Origin of the sequence: Pseudomonas sp. LF-5 (genome assembly GCF_037626295.1) — a bacterium.
GTDB classification, from domain to species: Bacteria; Pseudomonadota; Gammaproteobacteria; order Pseudomonadales; family Pseudomonadaceae; genus Aquipseudomonas; species Aquipseudomonas monsensis.
In genome coordinates this window covers 1,389,441-1,405,170 of the sequence record NZ_JARKMT010000001.1, presented here as the reverse complement: position 1 = coordinate 1,405,170, position 15,730 = coordinate 1,389,441, and the positions used below count along the sequence as shown (strand labels likewise).

16 protein-coding genes and 2 pseudogenes are annotated in these 15,730 nt (G+C 53.6%); 11 read left to right on the top strand and 7 right to left on the bottom strand.

Translation table 11 applies throughout. The features are described 5' to 3' along the window. Nucleotides 1-8 precede the first annotated feature (8 nt). Genes PseuLF5_RS06280 through PseuLF5_RS06260 form a run of 5 tightly spaced genes read right to left on the bottom strand, consistent with a single transcriptional unit; the run spans nt 9 to nt 4,265 of the window. Nucleotides 9-653, bottom strand: coding sequence for a tetratricopeptide repeat protein (locus PseuLF5_RS06280; RefSeq protein ID WP_123467755.1), 645 nt, complete (start codon nt 651-653; stop codon nt 9-11). Continuing rightward, a complete protein-coding gene (locus PseuLF5_RS06275; RefSeq protein WP_186747725.1) occupies nt 650-1,459 on the bottom strand; it encodes an SDR family oxidoreductase in 810 nt (269 codons plus the stop codon). The genes PseuLF5_RS06280 and PseuLF5_RS06275 overlap by 4 nt, the downstream gene beginning before the upstream one ends. After that, nucleotides 1,446-2,120, bottom strand: a complete 675-nt coding sequence (locus PseuLF5_RS06270; RefSeq protein ID WP_123467759.1) for a TenA family transcriptional regulator — start codon at nt 2,118-2,120, stop codon at nt 1,446-1,448. Before PseuLF5_RS06270 ends, PseuLF5_RS06275 begins: the two co-directional genes overlap by 14 nt. Next, nucleotides 2,117-3,598 carry an AMP-binding protein gene (locus PseuLF5_RS06265; protein ID WP_340133189.1) on the bottom strand — a complete coding sequence of 494 codons (1,482 nt, stop codon included), beginning with the start codon at nt 3,596-3,598 and terminating at the stop codon, nt 2,117-2,119. The genes PseuLF5_RS06270 and PseuLF5_RS06265 overlap by 4 nt, the downstream gene beginning before the upstream one ends. Then, nucleotides 3,588-4,265 (bottom strand): thermostable hemolysin, encoded by a 678-nt coding sequence (locus tag PseuLF5_RS06260; RefSeq protein WP_340133188.1) that lies wholly within the window; start codon nt 4,263-4,265, stop codon nt 3,588-3,590. Before PseuLF5_RS06260 ends, PseuLF5_RS06265 begins: the two co-directional genes overlap by 11 nt. A 209-nt stretch (nt 4,266-4,474) precedes the next feature. On the opposite strand from PseuLF5_RS06260, the gene PseuLF5_RS06255 reads away from it, so the two are divergent. From PseuLF5_RS06255 to PseuLF5_RS06245, 3 genes are all read left to right on the top strand, one after another. Then, nucleotides 4,475-5,023 (top strand): cytochrome b, encoded by a 549-nt coding sequence (locus tag PseuLF5_RS06255; RefSeq protein WP_186747732.1) that lies wholly within the window; start codon nt 4,475-4,477, stop codon nt 5,021-5,023. Between the two features lie 230 nt (nt 5,024-5,253). After that, on the top strand, nt 5,254-5,466 hold the full coding sequence (locus PseuLF5_RS06250) for a DUF4287 domain-containing protein (protein WP_123467767.1): 213 nt from the start codon (nt 5,254-5,256) through the stop codon (nt 5,464-5,466). 13 nt (nt 5,467-5,479) lie between these two features. After that, complete coding sequence (locus tag PseuLF5_RS06245; RefSeq protein ID WP_340133187.1) at nt 5,480-5,959, top strand: GNAT family N-acetyltransferase; 480 nt, start codon at nt 5,480-5,482, stop codon at nt 5,957-5,959. A gap of 237 nt (nt 5,960-6,196) precedes the next feature. On the opposite strand, the gene PseuLF5_RS06240 is transcribed toward PseuLF5_RS06245, so the two are convergent. Next, on the bottom strand, nt 6,197-6,736 hold the full coding sequence (locus PseuLF5_RS06240; protein ID WP_222833158.1) for a thioesterase family protein: 540 nt from the start codon (nt 6,734-6,736) through the stop codon (nt 6,197-6,199). A 506-nt stretch (nt 6,737-7,242) separates the two neighbouring features. Here PseuLF5_RS06240 and PseuLF5_RS06235 point away from each other — a divergent pair. From PseuLF5_RS06235 to PseuLF5_RS06205, 8 genes and pseudogenes are all read left to right on the top strand, one after another. Next, complete coding sequence (locus tag PseuLF5_RS06235) at nt 7,243-7,605, top strand: DUF6124 family protein (RefSeq protein ID WP_340133186.1); 363 nt, start codon at nt 7,243-7,245, stop codon at nt 7,603-7,605. Between the two features lie 138 nt (nt 7,606-7,743). Then, nucleotides 7,744-7,977 (top strand): annotated as a pseudogene (locus tag PseuLF5_RS06230) (DUF2235 domain-containing protein); the annotation flags it as partial. A 47-nt stretch (nt 7,978-8,024) separates the two neighbouring features. After that, nucleotides 8,025-8,252, top strand: coding sequence for a hypothetical protein (locus PseuLF5_RS06225; protein WP_340133185.1), 228 nt, complete (start codon nt 8,025-8,027; stop codon nt 8,250-8,252). An 853-nt stretch (nt 8,253-9,105) separates the two neighbouring features. Continuing rightward, nucleotides 9,106-9,471 (top strand): annotated as a pseudogene (locus PseuLF5_RS28145) (DUF7079 family protein). 381 nt (nt 9,472-9,852) lie between these two features. Continuing rightward, nucleotides 9,853-11,004 (top strand): hypothetical protein, encoded by a 1,152-nt coding sequence (locus PseuLF5_RS06220; RefSeq protein WP_340133184.1) that lies wholly within the window; start codon nt 9,853-9,855, stop codon nt 11,002-11,004. Between the two features lie 124 nt (nt 11,005-11,128). Continuing rightward, nucleotides 11,129-12,454 (top strand): PIN domain-containing protein, encoded by a 1,326-nt coding sequence (locus PseuLF5_RS06215; RefSeq protein ID WP_340133183.1) that lies wholly within the window; start codon nt 11,129-11,131, stop codon nt 12,452-12,454. Nucleotides 12,455-12,557: 103 nt separating this feature from the next. Continuing rightward, a complete protein-coding gene (locus PseuLF5_RS06210; RefSeq protein WP_340133182.1) occupies nt 12,558-13,538 on the top strand; it encodes a hypothetical protein in 981 nt (326 codons plus the stop codon). Nucleotides 13,539-13,615: 77 nt separating this feature from the next. Continuing rightward, nucleotides 13,616-14,476, top strand: coding sequence for a hypothetical protein (locus PseuLF5_RS06205; RefSeq protein ID WP_340133181.1), 861 nt, complete (start codon nt 13,616-13,618; stop codon nt 14,474-14,476). 133 nt (nt 14,477-14,609) lie between these two features. On the opposite strand, the gene PseuLF5_RS06200 is transcribed toward PseuLF5_RS06205, so the two are convergent. Continuing rightward, the gene (locus PseuLF5_RS06200; protein ID WP_340133180.1) at nt 14,610-15,728 is read right to left on the bottom strand and encodes a DNA alkylation repair protein; all 1,119 of its coding nucleotides are present in this window, start codon (nt 15,726-15,728) and stop codon (nt 14,610-14,612) included. Between the last annotated feature and the right edge of the window lie 2 nt (nt 15,729-15,730).

Genomic DNA, 15,730 nt, shown 5'->3' with positions numbered 1-15,730 from the left:
GACTCCTGTCAGTCGAGTTTCTTGTTCACGTCCACCAGCAGGGCGGCGATCTCTTTGCGACGCCCGGCGTCGGCGCTTTCACGGCCCGCACGTGGCGCGGCTTGCTGGGCTTTGAGCAGGGCAGCCTTGGCTTCAGCGTAGCGCTTCTGACGGTAGAGGTGATCGCCCCAGAAGTACAGACTGTCGATGCCATCGGGATTCAGTTGCAGGGCCTGTTTGAGCAGTTGCTCGGCCTTGTCGCTGTCGCCGAAACCGATCGGCCAGCCCGGAACGCGATCATACAGAGCGGCGAGGCTGGTGTAGGCCGAACCTTGCAGGGCCTTGGGGTCGAGGCTCAGGGCTTTTTCCAGATCGGCCTTGGCGTCCTTGGCCTTGCCCAGGGCGCCGAGCCCGCCCTGGGCACCGGCCCAACTGCTGGTGACGATGCCTTTCCAGATCCACGCTTCGGCCACCGACGGACGCTGGGTGGCGAAGGCGCTGGCGTCGGACGACAGTTGCTCGAACGCAGCAGCGCGCTGTTTCTCTGCCACTTCGTACTGGATATGCGCCCAACTTTGCTGGATACCGTTGAGGCGTTGCTGATCGGCCGGTTCCAGCGCCCAGACGCTTTGGCTGAGGGCGGCGAACAACAGGCATGCGCTAAGTTTTTTCATGGTTTGAGGGACTCGTTGTCAGGTTTTTCACTGAGGCGGCGGATCAGCGGCAATTGCTTGCGCAAGCCGCGATCCACCAGATGTGGCAGCAAGTTGTTGAGGCGCACGAAGAAGCGTTCCGGCCAGCCCAGATACAGGTCGCGGCGGTCGCCAGCAATCGCGTGGACCACCGCCGAAGCCACGGTTTGCGGGTCATCGACGTTGGACTTGAGCGCATCGTTCAAGGCCTGCGCCGCCGCGCTATTCATCGACGTGCGGGTGGCGCGGGGCGCGACATACAGTACGTTGACCCGAGTGTCGGCCAGCTCCCGGCGCAGCGCTTCGGAGAAACCGCGCAGGGCGAACTTGGTCGCGCAGTAACTGGCATAACCGGCGTAGCCGATCGAGCCGTAGGTGGAGCCGACATTGACTACCATGGCGCTGTTGGCCTCTTTGAGCAGTGGCAGCAGCAACTTGGTCAGGCAGATCGGCGCGCTGATATTCACCGCGAGCATCGCGTTGATCTCGCTGTCATCGAGCTGTTCGAGCATGGCGAAGTGATTGACCCCGGCCGCGTTGATCAGCAGGTTGATGCCGCCGATGGCTTCGGCGGCGGCCAGCACTTTGCGCCGGTCGCTGAGGAAGGTCAGGTCGGCGGCGACCCAGCACAGCGTGTCGGGATAGCGCGCCAGCAACGGCGCCAGCGCTTCCTGATGTCGCGCCACGGCCAGCACCCTGGCACCGGCGGCGCACAGGGCCTCGGTAATCGCGAGGCCGATGCCACCGCTGGCGCCGGTCAAGACCACACGTGCATCACGCAGCTGCATGTTGAGCCTCCGCGTCACGCGGCAGGCCACGGAACATGTCGGTGTACAAGCGATAGACGACTTTCGAGGCGTGAATCACCGCCGCCTGATCCTGCGGATCTTCCAGCTGATTCATCAAGCGGCGATAGGTCTGCATGTGCTCGATGTCCAGCGAACCGTGCGAGCTCAGATAGCTGAATGCGCTGTCCGGCAACGCCAGACGCTCGCGAATGCTGCCCGCCGCGTGGGTCGCCAAGGCAATGCTGGTGCCTTCGAGCACATTGACCATGCCGAACAGGCCCACCGGATTGCCGCGAGCGATCAGGTCGTAGAGAAAACTCACCATCAGTTCGATTGGCAATGACGGCTGGCCGTCGCGCACCGCATCGCGGTCGCCGCCACACGCGGCAATATCATTGAGCACCCAGTGTTCATGGCCGTATTCGTCTTCGATGTATTCGGCCACCGCTTTGCGCAGCCATTCCAGGCGCGTTGGCAGGCGCGCACCGCAAGCCATCATCAGCGGCACGGTGTGGCGCACGTGGTAATACGCCTGCGCAAGGAAGGCCCGATAGCTGTCGAGGCTGACCTTGCCTTGCAGGGCATCGACGATGATCGGCAGGTTGAACAGTTCGTGGCGTTCCTGTTGCGTGGCTTCTTGCAGGGTGTCGAAAAAACTCATGATGCGGACTCCTCGGAAACAGCGGATTCAGTCAATTGGCTGTGATACTGCGCGACGATCGCCTCGCGGCGCGGGCGGCCATTGGCGGTGAGCAAGCCATTGGCGGCGGTAAAGGGTTGCGGCAGGCGCGTCCACTGATGCACCTGGGCGTAATCGGGCAAGGCTTCGTTGGCTTCGGCGACAGCAGCGGCCAGTTCCGCGTCGCTGCAGTCGGCGCGGTGCGGCCAGAGCAGGGCGTGGTTGTGCGGCATTGCTTCGCCGTAGACGAAGGCCTGGGCGATGTGGCGGCGTTGGGTCAGTTCCGACTCGACCCATTCCGGGTTGACGTTGCGCCCGAAGCTGGTGACGAACTGGTGCTTCTTGCGGCCCTTGAGGTACAGAAACCCTTCCGGGTCGAACTCGCCCAGATCACCACTGGGCCACCACTCATCGGCGTACGGGGTGTCGCCCAGATAACCGAGCAACGTCGAGCCCTTGATCAGCACTTCACCGTCCTCGGCCAGGCGCACTTCAACGTGCGGCAGCGGCCGGCCGACGCTGCCCGGACGCCGTGCGCCGGGGCGATTGAGGCACACCACCGAGGCGCATTCGGACAAGCCATAGCCTTCGTAAACCGGCAGCCCGAGCCGTTGCGCGCGGTGCAGCAGATCCTCCGACACTCGCGCACCGCCGACAGCGGCAAAGCGCAGGGTTTGCGGGTCGAAGGCTTTCTGTTCGGCGGCGCTGACCAGTAACAACAGCAACTGCGGCACCAGGATCAGACTCTGCGGCGCACGGCTGGCCAGATAACCGAGCAAGCGCGGAATGTCGACGCCACTGGCGCCCTGAATGCCGAGGGTTTTCTGGCTCGGCACACTGAGCGTCGCACCGGCATACAGCGCGGCATAACAGCCGAGGTTCTCCAGCAGAATCGCCAGCGGCAACAGCGCCAGATGATGCTGCGGGCCGGTCACTTCGCTGGCCTGATGCAGCTCCCGTGCAACCCGCAGCAGGCTGTCGGCGCTCAGGCACACACCTTTCGGCGTGCCGGTGGTGCCGGAGGTGAAGGTGAGTTTCGCGGTGCCGGCGGGCATGCGACTGGGGCCACTGAACGTGCGGCACCAGAACTCGCCACGTTGTTCATAGCCAGCTGCGAGCAGTTCGGCGCCCAGTTCCGGCTCGGCGATCACCCGTTCGGCCTGGCTCTGTTCCAGACAATGGGCGCGCTGTGCCGGGCTGAAAAACGGCGGCAAGGTCACGCAGGTCAGGCCTTCAAACAGCACGGCCAGATCCCACAGCATCGCGTCGACGCCATTGTCCAACGCCAGCGCAATCACCTGCGCCTGCTCATCGCGCAAACGCTCCTGGCGATACAGCACCTCGGCGTACAGCGTGGCGTAATCGAGTTTCAGCGTGTCGCCCCACAGGGCGGTCGCGTGGTCATTGCGCCGGGCATGGTCGCGCAGGGTTTCCTGGAAACGTTGCAATTCAAGCGACATGGCAGGCTCCCTCAATCGAGCCCGGCAATCCCAGGCGGGTAAACAGGCCGATATTGCGCAGATGGATGAAGCCGGCGCGGATGTTGCCGACATGCACCCAAGGCTTGCTTTCGTAATAACTGCCCCAGTGTTGACGCTCGTCACCCAATCGTTCCGGATCAGCGGCGCACAATGTGACTGGCTTCAAACCCAGGCGATGGAAACTGTTGACCAGCCCGATGTTGCCGGTGAACGTCACCCATTCCAGGCCGCCCATCGCCAGCAGGTAGGTGATGGCGATGATGCTCAGGCGCGCGCTGCCGGTGTCGCTGGCGGCGAGGTTGCCGACTTCGACGATGGCGCTGCGCTCGACCGGACGATCTGCCGTCGCGCTGATCAACGGCTCGATCGGCTCATCCAGATAGCGCTCGAGAAACAGCGGCTCCAGATGTGCACGACGCACTCCGGCCACCGCGCACAACTCGCCGTCGCCGTTGTGCATGCCGAACAGCTCGGGCATGAAGTGGCGGATATCGGCACCGTGGGCCTTGCGAAAGCGTTGCTGGATAAAGCTTTCAAACGTCGCTCGCAGAGTGTCCTCGGGCAGCGCGCCGGTCAGTGTCATCTGCGGTGTTTCGGCTTGACCGAAGCGCAGGGGCAGGGGGATGTTCCAGTCAAATTCGGGCATGGGCAGAACGCCTCCCTCAATAGATTTGAGCGAAGTATCCAAGCCATTTCTTAACGAAGTCTGAAGGTAAAAAAAGGTTAACCTGAGGGTCTTTCTTCAGACTCTCTTAAGACTGGGCGGGCAGGGTAACGCCGTCGGTTCGCCCAACAACCGGAGCGAGGCGGTCGAACGAATTGGCCGTCACTCATGACAATCAAGAGGCGCAGCTTATGTCCCGCGACATCGCCGTAACCCGTTACGGAAAACTCTCAATCACCCTGCACTGGCTGATGCTGGCGCTGTTTGTCGGCGTCTACGCATGCGTCGAAATCAAGGGCTACATGCCCAAGGGCAGCGAAGCGCGCGGCTTGCTGATGGGCTTTCATGGCCTGTTCGGCACGGGCATCTTCGCGCTGGTGTGGTTGCGTCTACTCGGCCGTCTCACGCCGCGTCCGCCGATCACGCCCAAGCCACCGGCATGGCAGACCGGCATTTCGCATCTGATGCATCTGGCGCTGTACGTGCTGATGATCGCCACGCCGATCCTCGCCTGGCTGATGCTCGCCGCCGCCGACAAACCTTTCCCGTACTTCGGCTTCCACGTCCCGGCGCCAGTGGCCATCGACCCGGACTTTGCCAAACAACTGAAGTACTGGCACGAACTGCTGGGCAGCACTGGCTACTGGCTGATCGGCCTGCACGCCGCGGCGGGGTTGTTTCACCATTATTGGGTGCGGGATAACACCCTCGTGCGGATGCTGCCAGGCCGCACCGAATAACCCTGAACCACTACAACCCCTGTGGGAGCGAGCTTGCTCGCGAAAGCGGTGTGTCAGCCTCTGATGATGTCGGCTGACACGGCCCCTTCGCGAGCAAGCTCGCTCCCACAGGATTTTGTGGTGTCTGGCAGAACGGGGCAGTTGCCGGAACCGCACTTCGCGTCCACTCTATGACCTGCCGACAAGGAGCGTCCGCCGACCCTCCGTCGTGACCACAGGGAGCTTGCAGCATGAGCGAAGACAACAAGGTAAAAGGCCCGGCGTCGTACTTCCCCTCCATCGAGAAAAAATACGGCCAGCCCATTGATCACTGGCTAAACCTGCTCGCCGGTATCACCGACAAGAAACACATGGAACTGGTGGCGTGGCTCAAGGATGAACACGGCATGGGCCACGGCCATGCCAACGCCTTGGTTGCGCATCATCTGGCGGCTAAAAAGTGAGGGCAGGGCAGCGATGAACTTCTCCCACCGGCCAGTGACGGCCGACGACGTCAACACCCTCTGCAGCTTTCCCCAAGGCGAACAAGAGCTGTTCTTCATGTTCCCGAAAGCCAACTTCCCGCTCACGGAAGAGCAAATGCACAGCGCGATCAGCCAGCGCTTCGACTCCACGGCCTTTCTGGCCAACGGCGAGTTCGTCGGTTTCGCCAACTTCTACCGCGCTGAGCGCGATGGCATCTGCTGCATCGGCAACGTCATCGTCGCGCCCTACGCCCGAGGCCAGGGCGTGGCGCGGTACATCGTCGAGACCATGACCGCAGTGGGTTTCGAAAAGTACCAGGCCAAAGAAGTGCAACTGTCGTGCTTCAACGAAAACACTGCAGGCCTGTTGCTCTACCCGAAACTCGGCTTCGTGCCGTTCTCTATCGAAGAACGCCCGGCGCCAAATGGTGGACGTTCTGCCCTCATCAACATGACACGCCACCGACCATAGCCATCCCCAAACTTGGGGGGGAACAGGCTTGCTCGCAATGGTGTTCGCCCGGCCGGACATGCTCCCAAGACTTGTGCGCAAGCTGTGGGAGCGAGCTTGCTCGCGAAGACGCCAGCCCAGCCACCCCCAATCCCAAGCCAGCCAAAAAACCTGTGAGAGCTAGCCTGCTAGCGATGGCACACGACCAACCACCACCGCACCCTATCCATAAATGCGATCATCCAGAAACCACATTACTCAAGCCTCCTCACCCCTAAGCTGACAACTCATCACATCGCAATTCGCAGACCACGACGTCAGCCACTCCGGCATCTCGGGCGACCGCTCAGGCAACCCCAACTCCCTGACGAACTCACCCGGCGCAATCGTTCCTTTCGCCGAACGAAACAGCCCACGCATGACCACCACGCCGATCACCCGGCCTTTACTCACGAAGCGATGTTCCATGAAGCTCCATTTATCATCCCAGCCGAGCATCCGGCTGTGGATTTCAAACGCTTCAAACAGCTTGAGTTCGCGCCGAAATTTACCCCAGGTGTCGCCAACGATCGGGAGCGCCTTGGTGCGCAGCGCCACCCGAAACGCGCCACTGCGCAACACAAAATCCATGCGTCCGACGTCTGCCATTGTGAAATAGCGGCCATTGGTGACATGCCGATTGAAATCGAGATCCAGCGGCCACACGCGCATGCGAATAATGGTGGATTCCAGCGCATTGACCGGGTTGCGCCACGGTCGGTGAAAAAGCATGCAGAGCAGTCGAAACCACAAATTCATAAGTACGTCAGCCATTTGAGAGGGGCGCTGCACTCTAGCGACCCGGACGTCGGTGAGGTAGGTGCGTAAATGACTTTTTTGGCCTGAACAGTACATTCCGATCATTGCGGAGGTGGTGTTGGATTGGTAGCCAGTTCAATCGGCGGATAAACAGAAAACAATCGAAATGTTTAAATAAGCCTGTCGTTATCATCCATGCCCTACAGCGCCTTGCGCCATTGCCTACGAGTGCGCCAGAATCCGCCGGCTTGTGCGCCTGGCACGTCCTCCGTACCTTGATTCCTGTCACTGCTCATCAGTGATCGGGTCTGCAAGCCCGCCGGAAAAACCAGTCGCACAGCCAGCCAAAGGACACTCGTTCGTGTCCGCTCAATGGCAGCTTTGTGCGGGAGACCTTCGGGTCTGCCGGGTGCCTGGTTTCCCGGTCTTGCAGACCCGCGCATAGCTGCCACCCATCATCTGCAAGTGATGGTGGTAGCTCCTAATGAACAACCAGGAGTTTCACCATGTTCAAACCAACACCCAACCCGCCAGAAACCGACCCCGCATCCCCCTACGAATCCCTTAATTCCAAAAAACTCCACGAAGCCGCCGAACGCGCCCTCGACCACTACCTGCTCCCGGCCAGCCACATCATGGCCAACGCTCAGGAGCCGGAACGCATGTACCTCGCCAACCCGAAGTACGACACCGAATCCCTCCTGGCCAACGCCAGCGAAACCCTCGGCTCCGCCAGCGAAATGCTCAACAACTTCGCCGCCGTCCTCGACACCGCCCACCGCAAAACCGCACTGGGCATCGCCCAAGTCGTGATGCTCGGCGAAATCGCCGTCAACCAGGCACTGGACAACGTCGAAGTCCCCCGATAACGCCCCCAACACGACGAGGGGAAACCCTCGTCACACCAGAAGCCGTACCCGCGCTGGCACAGGGCAACGCCTTGCGCCACAACGCCTCCGCTGTCACCCTTCGGCCCGTTCTCAAGGATCAGAACAAGGAATCAAGGATTGAGCGGCTACGTCCCCAACCCCCCGAAAAACCACCGCTACGAAGAAGCCAAACCCGTCGACATCCACGCCCAGCGTTGGGCGGAGTATGAGAAGCACGGAAAAGAACCTGCGCGCGAACCTGAGAAAATCGGGATCGCGTTGAGGATTGGGGTGTTCTTTGATGGCACTGGGAACAATGCGAATAACACGGCGGCTGGATTGCTGTGTGGGACGCAGCATCCGATTGCGCCGGGGCATGAGACGCTTCTCCTGCCCGTCTTTCACTGGTGTTGTTTTTAGTGATCATCTTTGACAGCTACCGCGTCAATGCTGGTTTCAACGAAGGTCCGCTTTCGGCCAAAAGCGGTAATGAAACTGCCGGCATGCTGGCAGTGTTGTTTAATTTGGCGCCTACACTGTTCAAGCAGCTTGGCTTGTTATCTGTATTGTGTTTCTCCTTGAGTAGGCTCGCTTTGGCCATAGCCACCGTAGGGAAAAAGGGCAGTACAGAAAATCAAGGAACGTGATACGACATTACTATCGCGTTTAAATGCGATAGTAATGCCGCTAAAGGGCAACTAGATGCCGGAGGCACATGCAATTACAACTCATGCTTTTAACCACTCTTGCGATTTTGGTTGCTCAGTCAGCGATAGCTCAAGATCCTGACGCGGCCTTATCTAAGCTATCTCCTGAAGCGCGTGATTGGGTCAATCGTTCATGTACTCGCAGCCTCGGGCCGTCTCTCTGGTCTAGTTGCGTCGTGCGGGAAGCGTCAGCCGCTTCGCGTGGAAAACCAAACCTTTCCAGCCTAAATCCGGAGATGCGGGCTTGGGTCATAAGAAGCTGCTCCGACTCCCTCGGCCCGTCTCTTACCATTAGCTGCCTCACCCGGGAGAAAGCTGCACTGGTAGACGGGTTGCCAAACATTTCGTCTCTTAACGAAGAACAAAAGCAATGGTTGTTCAGCTCCTGCTCTACATCGCTGGGGCCTTCGCTATTTGTGGCATGCGTTCAAAGAGAATCGGCAGCTCTTCGTGGCACACAATCCGCTCCCCAACAACCTCGCGCAGCTGCGTCTCCTGCTCCACGCAAGCTCTATAGCACACCAAGCAGAAGCTCAGGTCATGAGAGCTATAAAATCGAGGTTGCTCATAACGATGAGCTTTTCATTATCAACGGTGAAAAATTTGAATCCCAAACTTATTGCCTGGGCTGGGAAGAGGGAGACGAAGTTTTATTTCTCGAGGGAAGCCCGGTCGGTGCGTGTACCAGCGCAGAGCTTCTAAACCTGAGAACACGCGAAAAGTGCGATGTATGGTGCGAGTAGGTGATTTGGCCGGACGGTACGTTCGACGCAGAGCTAGAGGAGCTGGCCCATTGGGACATATTTTAACTCCTGCGGAACGAGCGAACATCCAGATTGCGCTTGCAGACGCGTTTGTAGACCGCGTTGTCGACTACGCCTCTATCGCAGAGCGAATCCAGGGCTAGGCTTCAGAGATCGTTGAAGAAATCCTATACTCAGAGGTTTCGCCTGTTTGTTTCAGCAACCTTGAAGCCCCCGTCCCTCCTTTGTGGGCCGGTTTTTAGGATGAATGGCTACTAGATGAAATAGCCAAAGAACTCAGAGCGCGAGAAAGAAGTTGGGTAAGACGTAGCTTCGACCGGTTAAAGGTTGCGTGGCTACTCTACAGCTACGGTTACATATGGAAAGAAATCATGAAATTTGCTCGATTCCAATAACCCCATAAGAACACTCTCAGCAGCACAATAGTGCTTCTGAGATAGGGAACCGAACCCCCTCGGAGCTCCTTGAGGCCGTTTAAGGCTACCAAGCCGGACACTTACACGGTTGTAGCGTGGCATGCCTCTGCATATCCTGGCCTAGGACATGCCCTAAATCATCCCGACCCCCCCCTTTCAGGCGTCTCCTTTCGACCAAAAGCAGTCATTGGCCCCCTCCGAATTCAGAGTGTATAAGGCAGGGGGTGTCAACCTATGCTGATTGCGATGATCGCTAATTTCTACGGAGTCTCAGTGTGAGGAATTCTCGTAGACAACCATCCGCGGACTGGTATTAAATTGATATCATTACTGGGCAGTTTAAGACAAGGAAGGAAATCAATGAGTTCTGTAGTTGCGCACTCTGCTGCCGATGGAAAAGCCAATAAAAGAAGTGTTATGTATTATTTACCCCTTATTCATGTTGAAAACAAAATCTATGGTACTGGGTTTTGTCTGAAAAAATATGAGCATACACTTGGACATAGCTTTCTAATGCCGGATGGTATTTTTCCCGAAGGAGGAAGCCTAGTGGAGATAGAAGGTTTTGTAAGTGGGGAAGGTTTCAGTACAGAAATAGACATTCAAGTGCACCAGTTACTTGAAAAAATAAAGTTTTCATATTTTTTTTTAAATCCAGCAACGGCAGGCCATATCGGTGGCTATACCTCTAGCGAGAATTTTGAATGCTTCAGGCTCTTTGAAAAGAACCCAGACTCCAGTTTTGAGCAAAAAGTTATTCTATCGAATGGGATGTATGATTTTATGCATTCTATGGAGAACTACTACAAATTCAGAACAATTTTGCGGCAATGCAAAGTTAATCTTCGGCCTGATGATTTACACTACGTTGATCGGCTTTCGAAACTAAAAATAGATGACGAACTGTTCTCTGCAATAAAGCTCTACAACAAGTGCTGGGAAACTTATTCAATCCATAGTTATCTCGATAAAGCGTTGTTTGCCCGAGCTGGAATTGAAGCCTCCCTAAAACACGTCAAGCTTGAACCGATAGATTTTTTACCGACTTTCTGGAAGAACTCATTAGCACATATAGAGGCCCATGCCAAAACCAATACTATAGTTGATTTGTTATGGAAAGAGCTAGAACCGTCCTTGGATGAGATTAAATCCAACCTAGATTCAGAGCTCAATGGTTTACGTTTGGCACGGCATAAAATTGCTCATGGAGGGGGGCAAGTAAACGAATATCAAAATGTGCCATTCTATCTCATATGGTTTCCCGTTTTTTGGATTTCTACTTTGGAGAAAGAGCAACTGTCTTATGAGGAGGGGATTAGGCTGGTGCTCTTCATGGCATTAATTAAGCGCAAGGTGGATACATGGTTATATACTGCTCCGCCAAAAAGATCACATATTGATAGCTATATAAATTTCTCCAGGGTCATTCCGAAGTATCTGGCAAAAAAAGAACAGGAGCTAACAGATAACTGTAGGGTCGCTCTTCTGAATTGGATTAGATCTCCACAATAGGGGATAAAGGGGGGCGAGGTATATCCTCAACAGGCTCCAATACTTTACATTGATTTAGTGCGCCTACTTTTTTGTCGACTCAATACTAATTTGAATGCAGTAAATAACAAGGATGAAAAATACAATGACGGGTGATGTGAAGCCAAAAGTTTCTGCGGCGACTAAAGATGATTTATCGCTCACAATGTGGCAGCTGGAAGATGCTTTTCCAGATGTAACATGTTTACTTCATCCTACTGTGCTTCAAGGGCCCAGCAAGAATGAGTTAATTGTCCTAGATACTAATGTTCTGTTGCTACCATTTATAATGGGTGGTCGGCAGTTTGGAGCAATCAAATCGACATTTAAGAAGCTTGCTGAAGAAGAAAGGTTATTTGTACCCGGGCGGGTAATTCGAGAGTTTTTGTCAAATCGGGATCGAAAAATTGCAGATATCTTAAAGGGCGTCGAGACTAAAGCTAATGGTGTTCATAATGCAATGATTAACTTGCCTGATTTTTTCGAAGATCATGTAGAAGCCCTCCCCGCTCTAAATTCAATAAAAAAACTCCGCGAAGCAAGTAATGAATATGCTGAGTCATTACATTCTTTGATCAAGAGTATGAAGGCTTGGCGTGGGAATGATCCTGTAAGTTTAGCCTACCGCGAAATTTTTGTGGATGATGTGGTGGTTGATCCAGAGTTTAAGCGAACCGAGGTGGAGAAGGCCTGGAAAATTCGGTTAGCATCAAAGATACCGCCTGGCTACAAAGATGGAGGAAAACTAGATACGGGAATTGGTGATTTTCTCATATGGCTGAGCATTCTCGAAATAGGCAAGAAAAAGAATCAAGACCTCATATTTGTTACAGGCGAGGAGAAAGCTGATTGGCGTGTAAGAAGTAATAGTAAAGGAGTCTATCTTAGGCCTGAATTGATTGACGAGTATCGTAGACATTCCAATGGGCGGAGTCTCGAACTGTTAAGCTTGGGTGAATTGCTCAGCCGAGCAGGTGTAGAAGAAGAGGTAGTAAGCGCAGTGAAAGACGCTGAGGCGTCAGTTACTGCCAGCGATTCTTTAATATTGGATTATAATGAAGATATTGCTTGCTTTAACTACTCGACATATGACGGCGAGTTGCTCATCACCGTTAAAGGAAAGGGCGATTTTAATTTAAAATTCAGCAAGGCAAGTAATGAAAGAATCCATGTGTACGCAGATTCTGGAACAGCAGTTGCACGAGCAAGGCATGTACCAAGAGATCAGGCAATTGAATTTGAATCGTTTGACAGTAGTTCTCGGGTATACACCATTGGTGTTGCGGAAATTTTTCTCGTGAAAAATGCCGATGGAAGCATACTGGCCGCTAAAATAATGGAAATTAAAGATGACACTCGCGGCTTTGATGAGGACGGCGTGACTTTTATTTATCGTACTTTTGCTCCAGGTGTTACGATACGTGTGCCCTGATGTTATAGGCTGCAGCCGTGCGACTGGTGGTTGCAAAGTTTGTTCCTTGAAATCAGAGCATTAATTGAAGCTAACAAGTAGATCTGATGCCTAGAGAGTAAAAATGAAAAACCAAAGTGGTTTCTTTTACAAAGCCGATCCTAACGACTTTAATTCACCGCCAAGCCTGCACGTACGAAATGTTATTCTAGTATGCTTTGGGGTGATTATATTATCTGTACTGTCTTATGCTTCGATTTTGATTATACAAACGTGGCCCGTCGATGAGTACTCCATATCCAAGGCCGGGACTTTTGGAGACAGCTTTGGTGTATTGAATAGTTTATTTACGGGGCTCGGCTTTGCTGGATTGCTTGTTACAATCTTTCTGCAGCGTGAAGATATAAAACTTACAAGGATGGAGCTTTCAGAAACCCGGGCGGAGATAAAGCTTCAGAGCAGGACATTTCAGCAGCAGCAATTCGAAGAGTCATTTTATCGCCTCGTCACCTTGTATAAAGAAAATCTGAGCCAGCTTTCCATTAAGTCCGAAACCAACTCTAGCACAAGAATTTACGGTATCGATGCGCTTAGTGTCCTTCAACAGAAATTTGATGAGGCGTGTAGCGTTCAGCGAATAATGATGTTTCCGTCAAACGCTAGCAGTAACGATCAAGATGATTATACTTATTGGCTCTACAAGACTAGTAGTATGATTTTTTTTCGACAAACCAGGTACACAGAAACATTAAATTCGATCCTATCATTAATTCTGAATGAATGTTTCTTGCCGGAAAAGCGAGAGCATTATTTGAAAATCCTATCCTCTCAATTCACTATTTATGAAATAAAATACTTGTTCTATCAAGCTTTCCTGAATCCTAATTACCAAGTGCTACGGGCTGTTATTTCAACATCGCCTTCATTTCAAGAGCGATTCTCTTCATCAAGCATTCCTTTAGGACATTGCAGGAGCTTTGAGTTTTTATGGAAAATAAACTTAACTCAGAAAGAGTTTAATTCTGACCGTCTTTTCTCAACAGAGCGTTTTAAGTCCGCTCGGAAGCGAACAGCTCAGAGCCGCAAAAGAAAGCCGGATCAGTAATAGCTTGGAGTTGATGACATCAACTAAAAATAACGCAATAGAAATTAATTAATTAACTAATGCGAGGTATCGAAATCATGTCCTCTTCTCACCCTACAAACGATCACATACTAAAGGCGCTCGAGAGATCAGGTTTTCTTTTTGAGCAAGAAATCGCAACCATTCTCGAAGAAGATGGGTTTCACGTTGAAACATCTTGGCCATACCTAGACGTAGATACAAAAAAGTCAAGAGAGATAGATCTTCGCGCAGTAAAAACTTTTCTCCATAATGAAGAGCATAAAATTCAGGTTTTTGTGGAAGTTTTAGTTGAATGCAAAGACTCAAGCTCTCCTTTTGTGTTTTTAGAACGTCCAAAAAACAAACGAGAAATGACGTCGTTTCGACCTAAAGAATATATTTTTCCTTGTAAATTCTACAGGGAAGCCTTGAGTGCTAGCTCATTCAGAGAGGTCCCCGCTTTTACACATCTAGGACTTGCTTCTTCGCACTACTATTTTCAATCTCCGAACAAAACCACTCAGTTCTCTAAGATAGTACGAAAGGGGAGCGATTGGATTGCTAATCATGACGGAATTTATGACTCGGTATTCCTCCCTATTGTTAAAGCTGTGGACGCGCGTCTTAAGTCCATTGCCGCTAGTAATGGTGGTGAGTGGCGCGTTGTATGGTTGGTTTTCCCAGTAGTAGTACTGCGAGATCATTTAATGGCACTTTCCATAAAAGGACAGGAGAAGGAGTTGGCGGAGCGGGGGCGCGTTACATTTGTGCGCAATCTGGACTCGGACACATTAAAAGGTGACTACCTTGTTGACTTCGTGACGTTTCGATATCTTAAAGATTATCTTAACGATGATGTTTCACGATTTGCTACCGCAGTTGCTGAGTTAAGTGCTTCTTCCCCTGCGTTAGTTCGGGGTGATAAAAAAAGCACATAACATATCGCATTAAAAGTAGAGTTTTTGAGGCATTTTTGACAAGCGCATTACTCTTCTGACTGACCGCTTCTGGCCGAAAGTTGCCCTATCCGTAATTCCATATCAATCAGTGTTACTGCCAGATCAACGGATCCTATACGTGACGTAATCCGGCGACTATTTCGAATACCGTGCTAGCCAAAACCTCCCCATTAACCATAACCCGCACCCCATGCCGCCCCACAAAATGCTTCCGCGTCGTAAAATCCTTAATCACCTGCCGCCGCCCCACAACCAACTCCCCAAACCCCGCCAACTCCACCGTCTTCAACTTAAAAACCTTCCTCGAAACCCCGCCATTCGCCTTCACATAGTCAATCGCATAATCAATCACCAACCGCTGCTCATGCGCCACCGTCGACTTCACCACAAACGACAACGTAATCGCTTCGCCCAACCTGACCACCGTCGGCTCAACCCGCACATCCAACAACTCAACCTCAGCCTTCGCCCCCGCGCCAATCACCGTCAGCGCCCTTAAATCTCCCTGCTTAATCAAACTCCGCAACGCATGCTTGGCAATCCACGCCGTGTGCTTGTTCTCCAACGACCAACCTTCAATCGTGTCCAACACCCACTCCGGGTGCTCTTTGGTCACGTCATTCAGATGATTCGCCACGGACTTGCGCACGTACAAACTCTCATCCGTCTTCAACCGATCCAGTATCCCTGCCGCTAACTGCGGATCGGCCTGAACCGCTTCCAACCGAAACGACCAGGGCAGGCGAGGGCGGCTGCCTTCGCTGGCTAGGCGTCGGACGTGGTGGTTTTCGTCGCGGGTCCAGTCGTGCATCAGCTCCAGCGAGCGTTCCAGGTCGCTGCGTAGAAAGTGGCGGATGGCGAATTCGGAGGAGCCGAAGGTGGTGAAGTATTTCAGGGCGTCCATGGAGGTGTCGAAGGCGTGGCCGCCGTAGCCCGCGACGTAGTGCGGCAGGCACATGCTGACGAATCCGCTGTTCAGTCTTGGCGCAAGTTCGAAAAGCACTTCGAGGGAATCTTCGTAATCCAGCGGCAACACGGCGTGCAGGCTTTCGCTGACGCGGGCCATGCGTTGCATCACTGATAATTCAGCGAGGCCGTCCTGGGCATGTTTGAGAAACGCCTTGGCCTTGAACGCCGGGTACACGGCGCTCATTTCGCTGGCGATGTGCCGCAAGCGCTCGGGGTTGAAGATTTCCTTTAACGCCGGGGCGGCGGTGTCGGTGGTGCTCATGG

Coding starts and splice junctions, on each gene's coding strand:
- PseuLF5_RS06280 (WP_123467755.1), bottom strand. CDS start 653: ATGAAAAAACTTAGCGCATGCCTGTTGTTCGCCGCCCTCAGCCAAAGC.
- PseuLF5_RS06275 (WP_186747725.1), bottom strand. CDS start 1,459: ATGCAGCTGCGTGATGCACGTGTGGTCTTGACCGGCGCCAGCGGTGGC.
- PseuLF5_RS06270 (WP_123467759.1), bottom strand. CDS start 2,120: ATGAGTTTTTTCGACACCCTGCAAGAAGCCACGCAACAGGAACGCCAC.
- PseuLF5_RS06265 (WP_340133189.1), bottom strand. CDS start 3,598: ATGTCGCTTGAATTGCAACGTTTCCAGGAAACCCTGCGCGACCATGCC.
- PseuLF5_RS06260 (WP_340133188.1), bottom strand. CDS start 4,265: ATGCCCGAATTTGACTGGAACATCCCCCTGCCCCTGCGCTTCGGTCAA.
- PseuLF5_RS06255 (WP_186747732.1), top strand. CDS start 4,475: ATGTCCCGCGACATCGCCGTAACCCGTTACGGAAAACTCTCAATCACC.
- PseuLF5_RS06250 (WP_123467767.1), top strand. CDS start 5,254: ATGAGCGAAGACAACAAGGTAAAAGGCCCGGCGTCGTACTTCCCCTCC.
- PseuLF5_RS06245 (WP_340133187.1), top strand. CDS start 5,480: ATGAACTTCTCCCACCGGCCAGTGACGGCCGACGACGTCAACACCCTC.
- PseuLF5_RS06240 (WP_222833158.1), bottom strand. CDS start 6,736: ATGAATTTGTGGTTTCGACTGCTCTGCATGCTTTTTCACCGACCGTGG.
- PseuLF5_RS06235 (WP_340133186.1), top strand. CDS start 7,243: ATGTTCAAACCAACACCCAACCCGCCAGAAACCGACCCCGCATCCCCC.
- PseuLF5_RS06220 (WP_340133184.1), top strand. CDS start 9,853: ATGAGTTCTGTAGTTGCGCACTCTGCTGCCGATGGAAAAGCCAATAAA.
- PseuLF5_RS06215 (WP_340133183.1), top strand. CDS start 11,129: ATGACGGGTGATGTGAAGCCAAAAGTTTCTGCGGCGACTAAAGATGAT.
- PseuLF5_RS06210 (WP_340133182.1), top strand. CDS start 12,558: ATGAAAAACCAAAGTGGTTTCTTTTACAAAGCCGATCCTAACGACTTT.
- PseuLF5_RS06205 (WP_340133181.1), top strand. CDS start 13,616: ATGTCCTCTTCTCACCCTACAAACGATCACATACTAAAGGCGCTCGAG.
- PseuLF5_RS06200 (WP_340133180.1), bottom strand. CDS start 15,728: ATGAGCACCACCGACACCGCCGCCCCGGCGTTAAAGGAAATCTTCAAC.